We start from the raw sequence: 19,330 nt of genomic DNA on the forward strand, positions 1-19,330 counted from the left end.
GTTATGGATTCCATTTGTTGGAGAGCGCAGGCCTTACGGTTTTCAGGTCCGGCAGGTTGTCGAGAAAGTTGTCCGGGTAGTAACCGAAACTGGTCGCGCCCTGACGCTTGAGACGGCCCATCCAGTCGGCCAGATGCGCGCCGTCGATGTCGGCCTGATCTTTTTTCGTCCAGTCCCGTGCCTGCAATTCGAACACCGTGCGATCCAGCGCGCCGGGGCGTTTTTTGACCGTGGCCACCAACGCCTCCAGCCACGGACCGGACTCTGCCTGCGTCTGTTTTTCCATCAGCGGCATGGCCATCGGCGCCGTCCAGTCGTAGGTCACGAGGAAGTCGTCGAGGTTCTGCGCGTACCATGCTTCGCTCGCGGGATTGAGCATCGGCTCGGCGAAGATGTTGCGCGCGGTCTGCACCTGCGGACCGCGAATTGCACGGACTTTGGCGGTCAGCTCGTTGGTGAAATCGATGAGGTATTTGCTCTTGAAGCGCGTCCAGCGCTGCATCGCGGCAGGATCGTCGCGCAGCGCGGCAATCGAGCCCGGCAAACCATGGGCGGCGTAGGCTTTCATGGCTTCAGGGCTGGCGTCTTCGAAATCCGACAGTACCGCGTCGTCGTGGTAAAGAATGCCGTCGACCGAGGTCAGACGCGCCACGTCTTCGTAGATTTCACCGATGATCCGCCGTACTTCCGGATCGAACGGTGACAGGCGTTTGTACTGGTCCGGATCGACCGCTGTGGTGCCGGTTTTCGGATCCCAGCGCGTGACGCGCGGCAGTTTCGAATCAAGGCCGAAACTCAGCACCGGCATCCACGCAAACACCTTCACATGAGCACGAGTGCGCAGTTGCCAGGCGACGCGGTCGAAGATGTCCGCACGGACCGGCAAGTGGCGATTGGGGAAGTACAGCGAGTGCACCAGACCATCACCTTTAGGATCAGCGAAGGCCTGCAGGAATACCGTGTTGGCCCCCATGTCGGCCATGCGCTGCACCAGCTTGCCGAGGTTGATGTCCTGTTGCGCCGGGTCCGGATCGTAGACGTTGTCCAGATCGACGTGGACCACGCGCATGGCGAAATCCGATTGCACGCCGACGACGCTGTTGGCGAAATGTTCGCCGTCCGGATCAGAGGCAACGAGGAAACGCGGGCTGCTCATCAGGTTGTCGAGGGCATCGAGACCGTCATCCAGCGTCAGGGCCATTTCATAGCCCTGCTCACCGACCACGGTCAACGAAGTACCGTCCGCTGTGCCATACGGCCACACCCAGACGCGCGGCTTCTTGCCGGTGACCTTGCGGATTTTCTCCGAGATGTTGTTCACGTCGGTGCGAATCCGCGCCTGGAAATCGGCCTCGGATTCATAGCGCTTGGCCAGTGGATCGTAGCGCCGGGTCGCCGCTGCGGGCTGCATGTTGCCCTGCGGGTTGGCCAAAATACCTTTGTGGTTGGCGTCGGTGTGAGCGGCAATTTCCACCAGACCGGATTGCGAAATCTCGCGCACCTGATCCCAGGTCAGAAAATCTGAACGTGCGCGCGGGGCACCGGCGAAGTCCACTGGCTGATTGAGCGGCGTGTCGATCCAACTGCCAACCGGCGCCAGCAACGCATGCCAGTTATAAGCGCGCAGCACCGGGAGTACGCGGGTATAGAAGCTCGAATAACCGTCGTCGAAGCTGAGCAAAATGGCTTTCGCCGGCAGCTCCGGACCACCCTTGCGCGCGGCCATGATCTGGTCGACCGTCACCGGTTTGTAGCCGTTCTCGCGCAGCCACGCGAGTTGTTCGATCATACGTTCGGTGCGCACCGCCACCACGGCCTGATCGGGGTCACGGTCTTCGACGTCATGATAGGCGATGCCGAGCACGTGATTTTTCGGCCACGGTTTTTCGCTGGCCGCCAGCGGACGCTCGGACGGCGGCGTAAAGGCCGGGGCTTGCTGGGCGCAGGCGCTGACCAGCAGCACTCCCAGCAGAAGGATGAAACGCGAAATCAAAGGCATCTTCAAACTCTTCTAGAAGCGGAAAGTGAGGTCGACGAGCAGACGCAGATCGGTCTCCCGATCACCGTCGTAGGGCCGGTTGATCACACTGAACAAACCGCCCACCTCGAACACGTCGTTCCAGGCATACCGTTGTCCATAACCGAGTAAGGCCATGCCGCCGGTGCCGTGATCACGCTGGCTGTACGTTCCCGCGCCAGCCTGGAATTGTTGGCTCCAGGAAGTTTCGTAGCGGTGGTAAAGCACGTGATTGACGTTGACCAGCGGCATCACGCTGAAGTCGGATTTCGGGTTGAAGTACGGCACGTCATCGGACTTGGAGTTGTGGCTGGTGCCGACTTCCAGACCGGCATCGACCTGCACGTTCGGCGCGCTGTAGACGCCCTCGCGACCGGTGAGCAAGGCTTCGACGCGGTTGTTGCCGTCGCTGAAGTGCGAGGGGCTTACCGACAGTTTCCACTCGCGGCTTTCATTGGCGCGCCAGCGGATGAAACCGCTGCCGCCGTTGGCCTTGATGTCGCTGTTAAGCGCGCGCAACGGTGTCTCGGCCGACAGGTATTCGAGGCTGCCGCCGTATTGCCAGTTGTCGTTGATGTCACGGGCGATCGCCAGACGCGCGCCCTGTTTGTCGCCGAAACCGTAGGAGTGGTTGGAAACTTCCGCTTCAAGGGTCATGTCGCGGGTGCGGCGCTCCAGGCCAACACGCTGGAAGCGATGGTTACCGGTGCCTTCAGCGAAGTCGCCGGTGGCATAACCGGCCCCGGCGAACACGCGCCAGTCTTCATCAATGGGCGGGCTGTACAGGGTGGTCTGAATGCCAAAATCTCGGCTGCCGCTGACGGCGCCGGCATCGCCACTGCCGCCGCCATTGGCCTTGCCGCCGTAGGCTTCGACGCGCAGCTCGGACATGTCATGCACTTCGCGTTCACGGGCCAGACGCTGTACCTGGCGGTTATCCGGGTAACGGGCGACGACGTCATCAGTCAGCGCATCCATTTGCCGCCATTCCTGCAGTTCCATGGCGGTGTGGGCCTGACCGATTTCCAGGCCCATGTCGCGCGGCACCATGCTCTCGGTTTCCTTGAGCTGCATTTCCGCGCGGCGCGGCCAGTTGCGGGCCAGGTACAGATCGGCCTGAGCCAGACGCAAACCGACGTTGCCCGGCGCCTGATCGACCAGCGTCTGCAAGCGCTCCTCGCCATGGGGCAGATCGGAACCGTAGGTGCCGGCCTGCGCCGCCAGTTGCTGGGCATCCATCCATTCATCGTTGGGGTTGCCAATCGGCAAGCCTTTCAGCTCGATACGCGGGCGCTGAGTCTTGGCCAAGTCTTCGGCGACTTTGCGTGCCTCTTCGGCGCGGTCGCTTTCCAGTAACGAGTAATACAGGGCTGTGGTGTCTTCGAGGCGATCACCGACATCGGCGTCTGGCGCCGACAACACCTGCCGATAGAGGTCGGTAGCGATTTCCGGCTGGCGTTGATCCAGATACGACGCCGCCACCCAGCGCAGGGCGTAAGTCGGAATCTTCACGCCTTCGGCTTGCAGCTTCTGGTACTCAGTGATGACGTCGGCCGTGCGCGCCCGGGCCTTGAGCGCGCCCATGCGGTCGATGCGCCAGCGAATCACATCGTCGTGGGCGGTCGCGTCGGGTGTCCAGGTGGCGAGCAGCTTGTCGTAATCGGCCAGCGCGCGGTCGGCGATGACGTAACGTTCTTTTTCGCTGCGGGTGGCGAGTTCGGCGAGGCGCACGCGCTCGGCGGCCAGATCGCCTTCGAGGCGACGCAACGTGACTGGATCGATCAGCCCCGGACGCTGATTGGCAAGACGCAGCGCCGGCTCCGGCAGACGCGCCTTTTGCAGGGCGACCACGTATTCCCGGGCGACTTCCGGTTTGCTGCCGGCGCGTTTGAAGGCTTGATCGTATTCGAACAGGGCGTCGTACTGTTTGCCGGCACGGGTCAACGCGTAGCCCAGCGCCAGACGGCGGGAAGGATCATCAGGTTTGGCCGCCACCAGCGCTTTGGCACGAGTCACCGCTTCGTCGGGTTTGCCGGCGTCAGCCTGGGTCAGGGCCAGGCCCAATTGCAGGTCAGCGTTGTCCGGTTCCAGCGCCAGGGCTTTGTTGTAGACCTGAGTGGCCTGATCCCAGCGCTTGAGATTGCGATAGGCGCGCGCGGTGGCGGTCAGTGCCTGAACCGGCAGGACGCGATCGCGGCCCTGGGTTTCATAGACCTGCACCACTTCGGCGTCGAGACCGGCCCAACTGGCGATCTGCAGGTGATCGCTGATCTGCCCGGTGGTCGACTGGCCCGGCGGCACCTGACGCAGCACCGTCAGCGCAGGCGCGTACTGCCCGGCACGGGCGTCGCGTACCATCTGATCGTAGGGTGTGTCGGCAAACGCCAGCGCCGGCCAAAGCAATTGGCTACACAGCGCAACTCGGAACAAAGGGCGTAAACCACGATGTAATACAGGAACATCAATACGCGGCATTCGTCAGCATCCTTACATGGCCAGCCGGGTCGCAATGCCCTCCTTGCCCATTCGTAACGGTGGCCGCCGATGCACATCCAACGGCCAAGCTTAGTCAGGCAGTCTTGCACGCAAGCGTAGACCAATATCCGGAACACAATAATTGTTCAGAATCGTGCTCCGGAAACGCCGAAAACCCGAACGCCAGACAGCAAAACGCCCGGCGTCTGTGCGATACAGAGGCCGGGCGCTGCTATTAAGAACGCAGAATTACTGCACTTGCGTGACGCCTGCGAACTTGCTCATCAGGAAGCCGACGAACTGCTCGACGGTCATCTTCTGGCCGTTGAATTCGACCTGATTGGCGGCGTAATGCAGCTTGGTTACGACGTTGGTACCGTCGACGACGGCCAACTGCGAACCGACCGCCATGCCCGCGAACATGTCGGCCGCTTCCTTGGACTGATCGACGATCGCCTTGGCATCGGTCTGACCGTCGAGTTGCGCCTGTACGCTGAGCAGATCGACCAGCATTGGCTTGGACACCTGGATATTCAGGTCGAGCAACGCGATCAGTTGTTTGCCCAACTGATCCGGCGGCAGATCCATCGATTGCGGTTTGGTCAGGTCAATGACCAGATTGGCCTTGCTCTCACCGTTGGCGGTGTTGAACGAGAGGTTTTCCAAGGCAATCTGCGGGCCGGCCGCCAGCAGTTTTTGCAGATCGGCTTTGACCTGTGCATTTTCAGCGTCGGTGAGGTTCAGCTCGGGTGCTGGCAAACCTTGAGCGGCGGCTTCGGCGGCAGCCTTTTCATACGGCTGCAATTTGGTCTGATAGATCTGCATCAGCGACATCGTCGACGGGATGTCGAGGTTTTTCAGGCTCATGGCCATGTTCGCCGAGCCGATTTTCTTGTCGTTGAGGCTGACTTCGCCAATCTTGTAATCGGCGCGACCGGAAGCATTGCTGCCGTTTTCTTCGGTGAGGTTCTTCATTTCGAAGTTCTTCACACCGAGCACCGATTGCTTGGTGCCGAAGGTGGTTTTGCTGTTGGTCAGCACCAGGGTGTTTTCCCCGGTGTAGTAGCCGTAGCTGCTCTTGGCGAGGTTGCTGGCCAGGGTCAGACCGTTGAGTTCGACCTGTACCGGCGCCTGGTCTTCAGCCACAGTCACCAGTTTCAGGTTGTCCATGTAGCCGTCCGCCTTGACCTTCTGCGCTTTGGCGTTGGCAGAAATGTTCATGGTCAGGCCGGAGAATTTCAGGCTCGACTGCTCATCCAGTGCGGTTTCGAACGGCAGCAGATCGAGGGTGCTGGTGGTGGATTCGTCGTAGCCGATGCTCGTCACGCCTTTGAGCGGCGCGGCGCCCTTGGTCGCGGCGAACCATTTTTCGGTGGCCGGGTTCTTTTCCAGCTCGTAGTTGCTGGTGGCCATGACCGGCAGCCATTTCAGCGAGACCAGACGCGAGAACGGCAGCGGGCCATGTTCGATATGGTCGACGAACAGCAATTCGACCGGCGCATCGCCAAACATCTCGCCTTCGCCCTTGAGGCGGTAGTGCGCGGTGCTGGTGAAAGTGTGGCGTTCCAGCGACACCAGTTCCAGCGACGCGGAGCCGTTGGAGCCGGCCATGGCGGTTTGCAGCTCCTGGTTGGCATTGCTGACGGCGTTGTTCAGCACGCCTTCGATCTTGGTCCCGGTGTACCAGGCCCCGCCTGCGCTGATCGCGCCGATGGCAACAACAATTCCGAGGAGCACGCCTGCTGATTTATTCATGAATGACCTGATCGATTTCCGTGGCTGTGAGTGTGGTCGTCTTCCCTGAACCCGTGACCGGGTCGCGGCTCGACTGCGCTGAATTCAGCGGTGGAGATTAGCACCGGGCACGTGAGCTGGCCCAATGTTTAAAGGTTAAAGAGTGTCTATGGGGGGAATGGACAGCTGAGAGACTGGAAGAGTTTCGGTGGTTTTGCAGACGCCATCGCTGGCAAGCCAGCTCCCACAGGGATCTTGGGTGAACACAAATTCTGTGAACACCAGAAAACCTTGTGGGAGCTGGCTTGCCAGCGATGAGGCCATTTGATTCAGCAGAGCATCAGGAATACTGAACCTCCATCGCATCGAGTTGATGATCAAAGCTTTTCAGCCGCGCGGTCCAGGTGTAGACCAGCACTTCAAAGTCCCGATCGATCACCGCCCCGCCCGGCCCATCGGCGCGCGGGTCGCAGAAATCCAGTTGATAGCGCTCGCGGGCCATGGCCGTGGCGACATCGGACAGTTCACGGGCATTGTTGAGCCAGTGCCAGCCCTCGTCGGCGATCTGCTTGTCGAGTTCCAGACACTGTTTTTTCAGCGCTTCGAGGCTTTTTTCCAACGGCGTGCCGGTGAGTTCGCCCATGACTTCGGCGAAGGTCCGTCCAGGTTGCCAGTAACTGCCCCAGAAATACCGGTCGAACACGGTTTCGACCCGGCGCAGGGCGACTTTGGTGTCCCAGATCAGTACCAGAGTCCTGCCCTGTTCAAGTTGTCTTTTTTTGACGCGCTGCACCTGCACCGACGCCCACGCCACGACGACGATTGCCATGACCGCGATCAGCGCTGTCGCACTGTCGAGGAACACCATCGCCTTGTCGATCTGGTGGGCCAGCATGATGCCGTAGAAATAGGTGGCCGAGAGCAGCACCAGCGCTGCGAGGGCGCACCAGAAGCCGAGAGCGTAAGGGTTTTTCATTATTGGTTTCCCCTAGACCAGCGCTAGCAATGTGCGCTGAAAGGGCGTCCTGCTCGGGGCGCCCTTCCAACACTTCAAAGCATAGCAACGGCCTCAGGGTTTGCTGGCGGTTGTCGCGTGCGTTCGTCCGCTTTCCCAACCGCCGCCGAGGGCGAGGAACAAATCGATCTGGCTCATGGCAACCTGGGTGTTGGCGGCGGCCAGTTGCGCGGTGACGTCGGTGTAGGTACGGGTCGCTTGCAGGTCGGCGAGGAACGACTCGCGGCCGGCCTGGAAGAAGCGGTGGGTCTGGTCGGCGGCCAGTTTCGCTGACTGCTCGGCATCGGCCAGTGCGTCGCGACGTTGCAGCAGCGCGCTGTACTGAGCGAGACCGGTCTGGGTTTCACGAATGGCGTTGAGCACCACACCGTCGAAATGCGCCAGCGCGCCTTGAGTCGTCGCTTCAGCTTCACGAATGCGCGCACGAGCGCCGTTGGTCGGCACTTTCCAGCTCAGCGACGGGCCGAAGCCCCAGCGGTTGGTCGACGGATCACCGAGGTCGTCGATGATGCCGACGGTGCCAATTGTCGCGCCGATGCTGATGTCCGGGTACAACTCGCCCGTGGCGACGCCGATCCCCGCAGTCGCAGCGGCCAGACGTCGTTCAGCCTGACGAATGTCCGGACGACGCTTGAGCAGCGCCGCGCCGTCTCCGACCGGCACCCGTTGAGCGATCTTCGGCAGCTCGGCGCACGTCGCGGTGCCGGCCGGCAATTGATCGACCGGTTTCGCCAGCAGCATCGACAGACGGAACAACCCGGCCTGACGCGCCGCTTCATAACGCGGCATGTCGGCGCGCAGGGATTTGAATTGGGTTTGCGAACGAGTGACCTGGGTTTCATCGCCACGACCGGCATCGCGCAGGCGCTGGATCAGCGTGGTGCCTTGCGATTGCAAGTCGAGGGAATGCTGGGCGATTTCGCGTTCTTCGTTGGCTGCGCAGACTTGCGTATAAGCACGCACCACGTCTGCCACCAAAGTAATGCGCGCGGTATCCGCTGCGGCTTGGGTTGCATCGGCGTTGGCCTTGGCGCCTTCGATACCGCGTTGCAACGTGCCCCACAGGTCGAACTGATACGAGGCGCTGATGCCGATATCGCCAACGTTGGCCACTGGCACTTTCTCCGGCAACAGGAATGCCTGACCGGATTCCTGCAAACGCTGGGCGCCCATTTTCACGCCGCCGCTCCAACCGCCGGCAGCCTCCGCCTCATCGACCTGAGCGCGGGCGCGCTGCAAATTGGCGGCGGCGACGCGCAGGTCGGTGTTGGAGGCCATGGCCTGCTGCACCAGTTGATCAAGGCGTGGGTCTTTATACAGTCGCCACCAATCCGCCGGCACGGGCGCCGAGACCACCGGTTTGCCCGCGACGGCCAGCTCGCCCTGAATATCCTTGCGTTGAACCGCCGCATCCTCAGGCACTTGATAGTCCGGCCCGACCATCTGACACGCCGACAACATCACGCCCAACCCGGCGATCATCAGGGCCCTGCTCATTGCGCGGGCTCCTGCTTTTTATCGTCGACTTTTGAGTCTTCGATGATCGACACCGTGGCAGTGCGCCCGGCGATCATGCGGAAATCTTCCGGCACGTCATCAAAGGCAATCCGCACCGGAATCCGCTGCGCCAGCCGCACCCAGCTAAACGCCGGGTTGACGTTCGGCAACAGGTTGCTGCCGCTGGTGCGGTCGCGGTCTTCGATACCGGCGACGATGCTTTCGACATGCCCGCGCAATTTGGCGCGATCACCGATCACGCGGATATCCACAGACTGACCGACATGAATGCCGTCGAGTTTGGTCTCTTCGAAATAGCCGTCGATGTGAAAGGAATTGCTGTCGACCACCGATAGCACCGGACGTCCGGCGGTGACAAATTCCTGCGGACGTGGCGCACGGTCGTTGACGTAGCCCTCGACCGGACTGCGGATCACCGAGCGGTCGAGGTTGAGCTGGGCGCTGTCTACGGTAACCATGGCTTCGGCCAGCGCCGATTGCGCACGGGCGACCTTCGATTGGCTTTCTTCCAGCTGCTCGGCCGGCACCAGGTTGCCGAGACCACGGTTACGTTTGGCTTCGCGCTGGGCTTGAGCCAAGGTTTCTTCGCGATCAGCAACAGCCGCTTTGGCCTGACGCAGCGCCAGTTTGAAGCGATCCTGGTCGATGCTGAACAGCACCTGGCCACGCTTGATCAACTGGTTGTCTTTCACTTCAACCTGCTGGATCAACCCGGACACGTCCGGGGCGATCTGGATGATGTCGGCGCGAATGTGGCCGTCACGGGTCCATGGCGCGAACATGTAATACATCACCATGCGCCAGACGAGGACAACGGCAAAAGTCACGATCAGCAGGGTCAGTACCACGCGACCGATGGTCAAAAACGGTTTTTTCATGTCATCAGGTATCGACTGAGTGAGTCCACGCCGTACAGAAGTACCGCGTAGAGCGCCACGTTGAACAATGCCCGGTGCCAGACCAGACGGTAAAAGTGCACGCGCGTGAGCACGGCATGCACCAGCAAAAACAGCACATAAGTGATGCCCATCAACACCAGCAGGGTCGGCAGGAAAATGCCGCTGATGTCCAGATCACCGATCATAGGGGCGCTCCATCGGGCAGCGGTTCTTCGGGCTCGGCGCTGGAGACGAATTCGACGCCGGGCAGCAACGCCAGACGCAAACCGCTCAAGGCGTGCAACAGGTTTAGCCGGGTTTCATCATCGCCGTGACCGTTGAGTGCGCGGCGGGCGCGATCCATGGTCATCAGTAAAGGCGCGGGCGCCGGCAAGCGTTCGCCAGCCTTGAGGCAGGCGCGGAAATACTCGCCGACCTCGCTGACCACTTGCTGCAACAGCGCGTTCGGCGCGCCGGTCACCCGTGGGGTGTAGGCGAGCAAGTCGAGCAGGTTGAGGCCGACGCGCACTTCGCGCATGGCAATGCCGGTGTCCTGGCCGGTGAGGGCCAGACGCGGCAAGTGCTGCATCAGCCGATCAAGCAACTGCACGCCCAGTTGCCGGTGCTCGGCGAGGTTGGCCGGCTCGGTCATGTGGACGATGTCTTTCCAGCTGAAACGGGTCAGGCGCTTGGCCGCCAGTTCGGCGCCGAACGGGCGCGCCACCAGCGTCCAGATAAAGGCGAACAGCAGCCCCATCGGCCCCGCCAGGTTGGAGTTCACGAAGGCAAAAAAGTCCGCGTCGTAAGCGCCCTGAATGCTGATGAACGACGAGGTGTTGACCAGCGTCAGCAGCATGCCGAGGTAGAAACGCGGCTGCACCGTCAGCGTGCCGACACAGATGAACGGAATCGAGAACGCCAGCACCAGCATCGGGAAATCGTGCAGGTTGGGCAGAATCAAAAACAGATACAGGCTGGCGAACAGCACGGACATGCCGGTCCAGAAAAAGAACCGGTAGATCTGCGGCGCCGGGTCGTCCATCGAGGCGAAGAAACTGCACGCCACCGCTGCCAGAATCACCGCACTGCCGCCGTCCGGCCAGCCGAGCAGAATCCACAGCACCGAGGCGGTGATGATTGCCAGAATCGTCGACGCTACCGAATAGAGCATCAGCCCGCGATCAATGAACGGTGTCAGGCGACCGAGGCGCCAGTGGCGATACACCGCGCGCCAGCTGTCCTGACGTTCGCAGAGAATCGCGTCCTGCAGGCTGCGGCAGTCCTGCCATAGATCGATGAATTCGCCGAGGCGATAAATCGAGTTGGAGAACAGCAGTTGCCGGCGATCTTCCAGCGCTTCAGCGCTCGGTTGCAGGGCTTCGAGCTGATTTTTCAGTGTTTGCCAGCGGTCAAGATTGGCGTCCGGATGGCCCAGCCATTCGCGGGTCGCGACGAGTAGCGGTTTGAAGTTTTCCACCAGTTCCGGCGTACGCCGTTCGAGGGCGTAGAGCGAATCTTCCAGCGCATCGATCACCGGTAATAGATGAATCATCCGCCCGCGCAGTTCTTTGGTGTTGCGCACGGTTTGCGGTCGCGAGCCTTCGTGAGGCAACTGACCGATCATCAATTCGAGGCTGTTGAAGTTGGCGACCATGGCCATGCGCAACGCAGTGACTTCTTCGGGCTGCACGTCGCGGCTGAGGAACTTCAGACTATAGGTCGTTGCGTCGGCGAACCACTTGCTCACGGCGTCATTGAACACTGGCGCCAAGCGACGCGGCCAAAACATCGCACCAACCACGGCGGCGACGGCGATGCCGAGGAAAATCTCTTCGGTCCGCGCTTCCGCCACGTCCCACACCGCCAGCGGGTTATCCACCACCGGCAAGGCAATGAGCGGCAAGGTGTAACCGGCGAGCATCAATGCGTAGCTGTTGGCCGTGCGCAAATGCAGGGACATGAACAACAGAATCCCCGTCCACAGCGCGATGACCACCACCAGCACATACGGGCTCTGGACGAACATCGGCACGAAAAAAACCGCCGCCGCCGCGCCGAGAAAGGTACCGATGGCGCGGTACAAGGCCTTGGAACTGGTCGGCCCGAGAAACGGGCTGGAGACGATATACACCGTGGCCATCGCCCAATACGGACGCGGCATTTGCATGAGCAGGGCGATGTACAGCGCAATCATCGACGCTGCAAAGGTACGGATCCCGTAGAACCAGTCGCGGGCCGGCGGAATGCCGGAGAAAAAACCGTTCAAGAATTGACCACCACAGGCGGATTGGCCGCCTCAAAAGCTCTGAGTACCCGAAGCGTAGCTTCCAGATCGCTTTGATCGATGCCTTCGAGCACCTCATGACGCAAGCGCACCAGTTCGATCTCGACCGCTTGCACCAGTTCACGTCCGGTGTCGGTCAGACTCAGGCACTTGGCGCGGCGATCCTGGGCATCTTCGGTACGGCAGACGTAACCCGAATGACACAACTGATCGAGCAGACGCACCAGCGACGGACTCTCCATCCCGGCTGCCTGCGCCACCTGCACCTGCCGCACGCCCTCGCCCAAACGGCCGATCATCAACAGCGGCACGGCGCAGGCTTCGGAGATTCCATAGTTGACCAGCGTGGTCTGACAGATCTTCCGCCAATGTCTGGCGGCCACCACCATGGCACTGCTGATGTTCATCTGGAGAGCGTCGAGTTCGTTCGGCACGGGGAAATGCACACTGTTAGTTTGCTAACTATCAATATCGCATTGGAGGGGAATTTCAGTCAAGTTTTGAAACAAATTGCCGGATCGAGCAGAGAAAGTCTCCGCCGAGACATCACTCAGCGCTTTTTAGCATTCTCATAAACGCTGCTGCGTTCACGTTTGCCGACCGCAACGACGGAAACAACCACGCGCTCGTCAATCACTTGATAAACCAAACGGTAGCCGGAAGCCTTCAGTTTGATTTTGTAACAATCCGGCATCCCATGCAGAGCATCCGCAGATACTCTGGGCAGATCCAACCGCTCGCCCAGCTTCTTTTTGAATTGCTCTCGCAGTGTATGACCCAACTTGTTCCATTCTTTGTAAGCAGATGGCAGAAATTCGAGCTTAAAGGTCATCCAGGCTTACCGAAATTGGCGTTTCATGGCTGCGGGCGCGAACGATTTCAGCAAGGTCCAGATCATCTAACCGCTCCATCATTGCTTCGTACACATCCGCTGGAACCATGTAGCCCATAACGCGATTGTGGTTGAGAACCGCCACAGCTCCGCCATGTGCGCCGCTCAGGACTGCAGAAGGGTTTTTCTTTAATTCGGAAACACTGACAGCCATATCGGCCAAAACACTTTGCATAATAAAAGACCTTAATTGAGGGCGATATTCTGGTCCATTTTTTATTCATCAACAACCATGATGCTCAGTCGAATGACCAGAGGTCACTGTTTCTTCAGCCCAGCCTGCCCTTACGCAACAACACATTCAACTGATCCACCACCTCCGCCCAATCGGCGTCCTCCAGAATCTCGTCCCGTAAAAACTGCGACTGACTCTTCGTCCAGAAAAACGCATCGGCCAAATGCAGCTCGGGTTTGAGCGGGGAATGGGTGGCGATGAATTTTTCGATGTCGACCGGGTCGTCGGACAGGCCGAGTTGTTTGAACAGGGATGGCAGGCTGTGGGTTGGGTTTTCCATTGCAGTGATCCTTGGAATTAGTGGTGTCTGGAAGATTATTTGCGAGCAAGCCCGCTCCCACAGAGGTTCTCGGGTGATCACAGATTTTGTGTCCACCCGAGAATCCCTGTGGGAGCGGGCTTGCTCGCGATGGCGTCGGCACTGGCGCTACAAAAACCTAATGACTCAACTCCCGCACCTCGGCATGCGGCACCATTTTCAGAAACTCCGGCATGCTCATGTGCAGCAGGTAGTTATGGTTGCCCGCCTCCAGATAAATATCTTTCTGCCGCGTCAGCAATGGGTCGATGACCATGTCCAGCCCGTAGGAATCACCCAGCGGCGGCACCGCGCCGCGCTCGCAGTCGTCAAAGATGTGCGCCAGATTGCTTTCGCGAGTCAGTTGCCATTCGCCGCTGTTGCGCACCTTGCTCAGATCCAGATGACGGCTGGCCGGCAATACGGCCATCAAGTAGTGCCCGTGGTGGTCGTCGAGGATGATCGATTTCGCCACCCGCTCGGCGGGCACCCCGGCGACTCGCGCGGTTTCCAGGCTGCTGGATGAATGCCGGTGAGCGACCACGTCATATTCGCAATGCGCCCGGTTCAGGCTGCTTTGCACCTTTTTTGCCATTCGCATGATGCACCTCGGTGTCGCGCTGAACGGTGGTTGCCGTGTCTTTGAGTCTAGTTCGGCGGGTGTCAGGCGCAGGGAAATCCGCTCACCGGACATATCTGCACATTGATCAAAATTCATACAGGACAACCCTCAACTAGACTGAAAGAACCAGCCCATGACGCTCACGGAGAGTCACGTGAACAGCCGATGTTGTGCGCTTGCCTTGCTCCTGCTGATCAGCGGCTCAGCCCTCGCCGCTGACACCCCGTTGCCGCCGATGAGTCCGGCCGGTTTGTGGCTGATTACCTTGGGCATCGTCTTTCTGATCGCCGAAGCGGCGCTGCCCAATTACGGCGTGATCGGTCTGGGCGGGATCATCATGTTTGTCATCGGCGCGCTGATTCTGGGCAACGCCGAATTGCCGGTGCCGATGATGATCGGCCTCGGTTTGATCAGCGCCCTGCTGTTGATCGGACTGCTGATTCGCGCCCTGAAAACCCGCCCGCGCCACGCGGTCAGTGGCGACGCCGGCCTGCTCGGCAGCGTGACTGCGATCACCACAGTGCAACCGGGCGACGCCCGCAACGGCTGGGTGCAACTGCAAGGTGAACGCTGGCAAGTGCTCAGCGCCACGCCGCTGCACACAGGGCAACCGGTACGCGTGGTGGCGCGCAAGGGACTGTTGCTGCAAGTGGCCGCGACTGACGCGGCACCGCTCGGAGAGTGATCATGGGTCTGCAAATCGGTTTTGTTGCGCTGCTGTTACTGCTCATCGCCTTGGCCGGTTCGACGTTTCGCATCCTGCGCGAGTACGAACGCGGTGTGGTGTTCCAGCTCGGACGTTTCTGGCAGGTCAAAGGCCCGGGGCTGATCCTGCTGATTCCGGTGGTGCAGCAGATGGTTCGGGTCGACCTGCGCACCGTGGTCCTCGACGTACCGCCGCAGGATGTAATCACCCGCGACAACGTCTCGGTCAAGGTCAACGCCGTGCTGTACTTCCGCGTACTCGATCCACAGAAGGCGATCATTCAGGTGGAAGACTTTCTCTCCGCCACCAGCCAATTGGCGCAAACCACCCTGCGTGCCGTACTCGGCAAACACGAACTCGATGAGTTATTGGCCGAGCGCGAGCAGTTGAACATCGATATCCAGCAAGTGCTCGACGCCCAGACCGACGCGTGGGGCATCAAGGTCGCCAACGTCGAAATCAAACACGTAGACCTCAACGAGTCGATGGTCCGCGCCATCGCCAAACAGGCCGAAGCCGAGCGTGAACGAAGGGCCAAGGTGATTCATGCCGAAGGTGAATTACAGGCTTCGGAAAAACTTATGCAGGCTGCGGAAATGCTCGGGCGCCAGCCTGGGGCAATGCAGTTGCGTTATATGCAGACGTTAAGTTCGATTGCGGGGGACAAGAGTTCGACGATTGTCTTTCCGCTGCCGATTGAATTGCTCAAGGGCATGGCGGACCTGTCCGGCAAACCTTGAACAGCAAAAGATCGTAGCCTTCGGCAGCTCCTAAAGGGGATCACATTCCAATGTAGGAGCTGCCGCAGGCTGCGATCTTTTCAGGCTCCACGCAATTTTTCCAAAGCTTCATAGGGCGCTCGCGCACACGTCTGCACACGCGCCTGCAACAGCACCGAAGCCTCGCGGCGTTTGTCTTCACCATCGGCAACAAACACTTGCGAAGGCTGTTTCGCATGCTGCGCGGCAGCGGCAAACACCTGCTGACGCTGCACATCATTCAATCGAAAGAACCGCGCCAAGCGCCCAGCCATCGCATCGGGCAATTCGCTGTAATTCACCGCCAAACCGGCCGAATCCCGACAATGTAGCAACCCCGCCTCCAACAACCGCCCCAAACGCCGCGCGATAAAATCTTCACGGCCCTCGAACTGCAACCCATCCTCCAATACGCAATCACCGAGCATGCCCGGCACCATGTGCATGCCCGGTCGGCGCAGGTGGGAAACCGCAATCTCCAACGGGTCGCGATAGAGAAACAACCACGGCGTATCGGCAAAACAGGCTTGCAGCAGCGGCCATTCGCCGATGTTCCAGGCATCGAGTTTGATCACCAGATGCTTTTCCACACCGCGCCGGCGCTGGCCATACGCCGAAAGCAAACCGGCAATCGCGGCCTGACGTTCGGCGTCCGGTAAATCGCTGCGCAACAAGGCATCCAGTGGCGGCGGCTCAGACACCACGATGTGGTCATCGAGTTGCGCGAGCATCTGGCTGATCAATGTCGAACCACAGCGCGAGGCATGCAGAATGAATGCGCTTGGCGCGAGACCGGGGCTTTGCGCCTGCCAATCGCTCAGTGCCGACAACGGTGTCTGCCGTCGAAAGGCCTGATTGAACGGCAGCCGCAACGCATCATCCACCGCTTCGCGGAAAAACGGCTGATGCAACGGCTTGTCACCGAACCAGCACCAATCCACCTGCCACTGTCTGTCGCCCGCCCAGGTACGAATCGGCAACCAGCCGTCGAAGCTCAAGCGCTCCATTGTTCATTCCACTGTCGCCGCCCGTTGCGCATCGCCGCGCGCAATTCCTCGCGGGAAATCACCAGGCCACGTTCAGCGGCAAGTGCCAGCGTCCGGCTGATGAACGCTTGCGGATCGTGCAATGTCTGCAAGGCTCGCGACAGCGCAGTATCTTCCGCGACCAGTGCCTGAAAGCGTTGCAAATCGGTATCGGCCAAACCCGGCGCAGGTGTGCTCGGCAAACCTTCGGCGATCATCTGCTCAAGCCAGGCACCGGGCCGGCAATCGAGGACCAGATGAACCCGCGACGAGGTATCGCGGTTATCCACACGGTGCGGGCGAGCCAGATCAAGGAACCAGCATTCGCCTGCCTGCATGGGCATGCGCTGCCCGTCGAGGCAGAAATCGACATTCGGCGGACTGAGCAACGGAATGTGCAAACGCCGATCGGCTTGCGGGCCATCAAGATCGTAATCGCGATGCTCGTGAATTCGTCCACCCGGTCCCAGGCGCAGCAATCGCGCACTGACGATGTCCAGTGAGAGAGGTTGCAGCCCTTGTTGCCAGCGCTCATCACGCAGCCAGGGACCACGCTGCACCGGTTCACCGCGTCCGGGGGACAGTTCGGTCAGCGCATCGACCGCCGAAATGAGCGCCACCCCGCTCCAGTCGCCGGAAAAATAACCGGCATTGAAATGGCTGCGCCAGGCGTCGTCGGCAATCGCTGCCAGCGCCTGCAACAGCAAGGGCAAATCCACGGTTACTGGCAATCGCGAATACGCCGGGCAGCTCATGTCTTGGGCAACACCGAGCATTCGCCGAGCCAGGTCAACAGACGATCGAGGCAGGTGTCGACCGAATGCGCGCCGGTGTCGAGCACCAACGACGGCTGCGCCGGTGGCTCATAGGGCGCGGAAATGCCGGTAAACCCGAGCAGGTCGCCGCGTCGGGCGCGGGCGTAATGCCCTTTCGGATCACGCTGCTCGCACACCGCCAGTGACGCGCTGCACCAGACCTCGCGATAGTCGTCACCCAAGCGTTGTGCGAACACATCACGCAGCTCGGCCAGCGGCGCAATCATCGCCAGAATCACGATCTGCCCGTTGTCCACCAGGATCGCCGCGAGTTCGCTGGCGCGGCGAATGTTTTCCTGGCGATCGGCATCGCTGAAGCCCAAATCCCGGTTGAGCCCGGTCCGCAAACTGTCGCCATCGAGCACCACACTTTGCCGGCCACACCCGAACAGGGTGGCCTGCAGCGCTTGCGCCAATGTCGATTTGCCTGCCGCCGGCAAACCGGTCAGCAGGATCGCCGCACCCCGATGACCATTGCGGGCCTCTCGTTGCGTGCGGCTGACACTGGCGCGCGGCGCCAGCACATCACTGTGCTGGGGCATGCGCCACCACAGGCACGGAGATATCCCCCGCCGCCCACGCCGACTCGCGATTGGCCAGCGCGGTGGCGATCGACTGCACTTCGGTCGACTGCACCTGATCCGGCAGCGGATCGAGGCCGGCACTGGCGAAGATCTGGCCGTAGGCATTGCGCAAATCGGCGTACGACAGATCGCGGCGCAGGTCTGCTTGCAGGTTGTTCAGCTCGCCTTGAATCAGTTCCAGTTCACCAATCCCGGCCGCCTGATGGCGGTTGCGCAATTGACCGACGATTTGCCCATCGATGTCCGACAGCTGTTGGTTGGTCTTGAACTGGCGCTTGGCTTCCTGATAGTTGGCGTTGGCCACATAGAGTTGGGCCAGCACGGCGATCGACATCGCCTGACGCCGTGCACTGGCGACTTCTTCTCCGGCCTTGGCGACGTTGATGGCGGCCGGTGCGGAAATCACGTTGAACAGGTTCCAGGTGACTTTGACGCCATAGTCGGCCCAGCCCTGTTCGACGAGGAACGAGTTGCTGTCGTAATGCCCGCCAGCGGAAAACTCCAGACCGGGCAGCAAGCGCAACATGGCTTTGCGGGTTTCGGCGGCGCTGATGCGCGTCTGGTAATCCTGCTCACGCAGTTCCGGGCGACTGGTCAGTGCTTCCTGCTCAAGCTTGGCCAGATCGACCTTGAGTTCAGGCACCTGATAACCGTCATCGGTGGCCAGGGTCAGGTTAGTGCCCAACGGCAGGTTGATCAGCGTCGCCAGTTCGGTTTTCGCCAACGACAGGGCGCGCCGCTGTTCTTCCAGCTGGCGCGTGGCTTCGATCAGCGAACGTTGATAACCGAGCGCTTGCACCGGGTCGCCGATACGCTGGCTGCTCATGCTTTCGCTATCACGCCGGGCGGTGTCGACCCGCGCCATCAGGCTGTCGATCTGCTTGAGCAGACGTTCGGCGGCCATCGCCCGCCAATAGGCCGAGCGTACATCCTGAACGATGGTGTTGATCACCTTGCGGCGCCGTTCCTGAACGATCAGACGCTGATCGCCCTGCTGCTTGGCGCTGATATAACTGACGCCGAAGTCGAGGACGTTCCAGACCATGGTCAGGTCGGCGACGTCGCGGTCGCGGTCCTGCGAGGTCGACGGTTCCAGAGACTGGGTGCCGGTGCGCACGCTCTGGCTGCTGGAGGCGTTGACGTTGTTGCGGCCGACATAACCGGCGTCCAGTGCCATGCGCGGCAGCATGTCGAAACTGGCGAGGTCGAGCTGCCGCTTGGCCAGCGCTTCCTCCATGATCTTCAAGCGGCCTTCGAGGTTGTACTTCACGGCGCGGGCCATGGCCTGGTGCAGGGTCAACGGACCGCGCAGCGGTTCCTGATCCTTGTACATGCTTTGCAGGTCGGTCTTGGCGCGCTGTTCACTGACGCTGCGCTCAATCGGTTCACTGGTCACTGCACATCCGCTGATCGCCAGCGCCAGCAGGCTGGCGCCGAACAACTTCTGACTTCTCTTCATCCCTGGATCGCCCCT

The 19,330-nt window shown here is 60.6% G+C and carries 19 protein-coding genes; 2 read left to right on the forward strand and 17 right to left on the reverse strand.

All coding sequences use genetic code 11. The annotated features are described in order from the left end of the window. Position 1 precedes the first annotated feature (1 nt). The 13 genes from pgaB to ACIF4X_RS03220 form a co-directional block, all read right to left on the reverse strand. Positions 2-1,999 (reverse strand): poly-beta-1,6-N-acetyl-D-glucosamine N-deacetylase PgaB, encoded by a 1,998-nt coding sequence (gene pgaB, locus ACIF4X_RS03160; protein WP_397480882.1) that lies wholly within the window; start codon positions 1,997-1,999, stop codon positions 2-4. Positions 2,000-2,011: 12 nt separating this feature from the next. After that, entirely contained in the window at positions 2,012-4,492 is a 2,481-nt protein-coding gene (gene pgaA / locus ACIF4X_RS03165) for a poly-beta-1,6 N-acetyl-D-glucosamine export porin PgaA (protein ID WP_397480883.1), read from the reverse strand. A gap of 249 nt (positions 4,493-4,741) precedes the next feature. Then, positions 4,742-6,247, reverse strand: coding sequence for a YdgA family protein (locus tag ACIF4X_RS03170; protein ID WP_397480884.1), 1,506 nt, complete (start codon positions 6,245-6,247; stop codon positions 4,742-4,744). Between the two features lie 319 nt (positions 6,248-6,566). Next, positions 6,567-7,202: an NADH:ubiquinone oxidoreductase subunit N gene (locus ACIF4X_RS03175; protein ID WP_397480885.1), complete on the reverse strand. Its 636-nt coding sequence runs from the start codon at positions 7,200-7,202 to the stop codon at positions 6,567-6,569. A gap of 93 nt (positions 7,203-7,295) precedes the next feature. Continuing rightward, positions 7,296-8,738, reverse strand: coding sequence for an efflux transporter outer membrane subunit (locus ACIF4X_RS03180; protein ID WP_397480886.1), 1,443 nt, complete (start codon positions 8,736-8,738; stop codon positions 7,296-7,298). Then, entirely contained in the window at positions 8,735-9,637 is a 903-nt protein-coding gene (locus tag ACIF4X_RS03185; protein ID WP_397480887.1) for an efflux RND transporter periplasmic adaptor subunit, read from the reverse strand. Before ACIF4X_RS03185 ends, ACIF4X_RS03180 begins: the two co-directional genes overlap by 4 nt. Next, positions 9,634-9,843, reverse strand: coding sequence for a DUF1656 domain-containing protein (locus ACIF4X_RS03190; RefSeq protein ID WP_007917703.1), 210 nt, complete (start codon positions 9,841-9,843; stop codon positions 9,634-9,636). Before ACIF4X_RS03190 ends, ACIF4X_RS03185 begins: the two co-directional genes overlap by 4 nt. After that, a complete protein-coding gene (locus ACIF4X_RS03195; protein WP_397480888.1) occupies positions 9,840-11,903 on the reverse strand; it encodes an FUSC family protein in 2,064 nt (687 codons plus the stop codon). Before ACIF4X_RS03195 ends, ACIF4X_RS03190 begins: the two co-directional genes overlap by 4 nt. Next, positions 11,900-12,328: a MarR family winged helix-turn-helix transcriptional regulator gene (locus ACIF4X_RS03200; RefSeq protein WP_064117434.1), complete on the reverse strand. Its 429-nt coding sequence runs from the start codon at positions 12,326-12,328 to the stop codon at positions 11,900-11,902. The genes ACIF4X_RS03195 and ACIF4X_RS03200 overlap by 4 nt, the downstream gene beginning before the upstream one ends. 143 nt (positions 12,329-12,471) lie before the next feature. Further along, complete coding sequence (locus tag ACIF4X_RS03205) at positions 12,472-12,753, reverse strand: type II toxin-antitoxin system RelE/ParE family toxin (protein WP_129387364.1); 282 nt, start codon at positions 12,751-12,753, stop codon at positions 12,472-12,474. Further along, positions 12,743-12,988 carry a type II toxin-antitoxin system Phd/YefM family antitoxin gene (locus ACIF4X_RS03210; protein WP_129387361.1) on the reverse strand — a complete coding sequence of 82 codons (246 nt, stop codon included), beginning with the start codon at positions 12,986-12,988 and terminating at the stop codon, positions 12,743-12,745. The genes ACIF4X_RS03205 and ACIF4X_RS03210 overlap by 11 nt, the downstream gene beginning before the upstream one ends. 94 nt (positions 12,989-13,082) lie before the next feature. Next, positions 13,083-13,328, reverse strand: a complete 246-nt coding sequence (locus ACIF4X_RS03215) for a DUF2789 domain-containing protein (protein ID WP_397480889.1) — start codon at positions 13,326-13,328, stop codon at positions 13,083-13,085. A gap of 157 nt (positions 13,329-13,485) precedes the next feature. Beyond that, positions 13,486-13,947 (reverse strand): aminoacyl-tRNA deacylase, encoded by a 462-nt coding sequence (locus tag ACIF4X_RS03220; RefSeq protein ID WP_397480890.1) that lies wholly within the window; start codon positions 13,945-13,947, stop codon positions 13,486-13,488. A gap of 154 nt (positions 13,948-14,101) precedes the next feature. Between ACIF4X_RS03220 and ACIF4X_RS03225 the strand changes: the two genes are divergently transcribed. Both ACIF4X_RS03225 and ACIF4X_RS03230 read left to right on the forward strand, forming a co-directional pair. Continuing rightward, entirely contained in the window at positions 14,102-14,653 is a 552-nt protein-coding gene (locus ACIF4X_RS03225; protein WP_397480891.1) for an NfeD family protein, read from the forward strand. 2 nt (positions 14,654-14,655) lie between these two features. Further along, positions 14,656-15,414, forward strand: a complete 759-nt coding sequence (locus ACIF4X_RS03230) for a slipin family protein (protein ID WP_397480892.1) — start codon at positions 14,656-14,658, stop codon at positions 15,412-15,414. An 80-nt stretch (positions 15,415-15,494) separates the two neighbouring features. Here the strand turns inward: ACIF4X_RS03230 and ACIF4X_RS03235 are convergent, their stop codons facing one another. From ACIF4X_RS03235 to ACIF4X_RS03250, 4 genes are read right to left on the reverse strand one after another with little or no spacing between them, the layout of a single operon-like run. Beyond that, positions 15,495-16,439 carry a sulfotransferase family protein gene (locus ACIF4X_RS03235; RefSeq protein WP_397480893.1) on the reverse strand — a complete coding sequence of 315 codons (945 nt, stop codon included), beginning with the start codon at positions 16,437-16,439 and terminating at the stop codon, positions 15,495-15,497. Beyond that, positions 16,427-17,212 carry an aspartyl/asparaginyl beta-hydroxylase domain-containing protein gene (locus ACIF4X_RS03240; protein WP_397480931.1) on the reverse strand — a complete coding sequence of 262 codons (786 nt, stop codon included), beginning with the start codon at positions 17,210-17,212 and terminating at the stop codon, positions 16,427-16,429. The genes ACIF4X_RS03235 and ACIF4X_RS03240 overlap by 13 nt, the downstream gene beginning before the upstream one ends. Beyond that, positions 17,209-17,814, reverse strand: coding sequence for an adenylyl-sulfate kinase (gene cysC / locus ACIF4X_RS03245; protein ID WP_397480894.1), 606 nt, complete (start codon positions 17,812-17,814; stop codon positions 17,209-17,211). Before cysC ends, ACIF4X_RS03240 begins: the two co-directional genes overlap by 4 nt. Next, positions 17,798-19,315: a TolC family protein gene (locus tag ACIF4X_RS03250; protein WP_397480895.1), complete on the reverse strand. Its 1,518-nt coding sequence runs from the start codon at positions 19,313-19,315 to the stop codon at positions 17,798-17,800. Before ACIF4X_RS03250 ends, cysC begins: the two co-directional genes overlap by 17 nt. Positions 19,316-19,330 lie beyond the last annotated feature (15 nt).

The sequence above is a fragment of the Pseudomonas sp. NPDC085632 genome, assembly GCF_044541255.1.
Taxonomy (GTDB): domain Bacteria; phylum Pseudomonadota; class Gammaproteobacteria; order Pseudomonadales; family Pseudomonadaceae; genus Aquipseudomonas.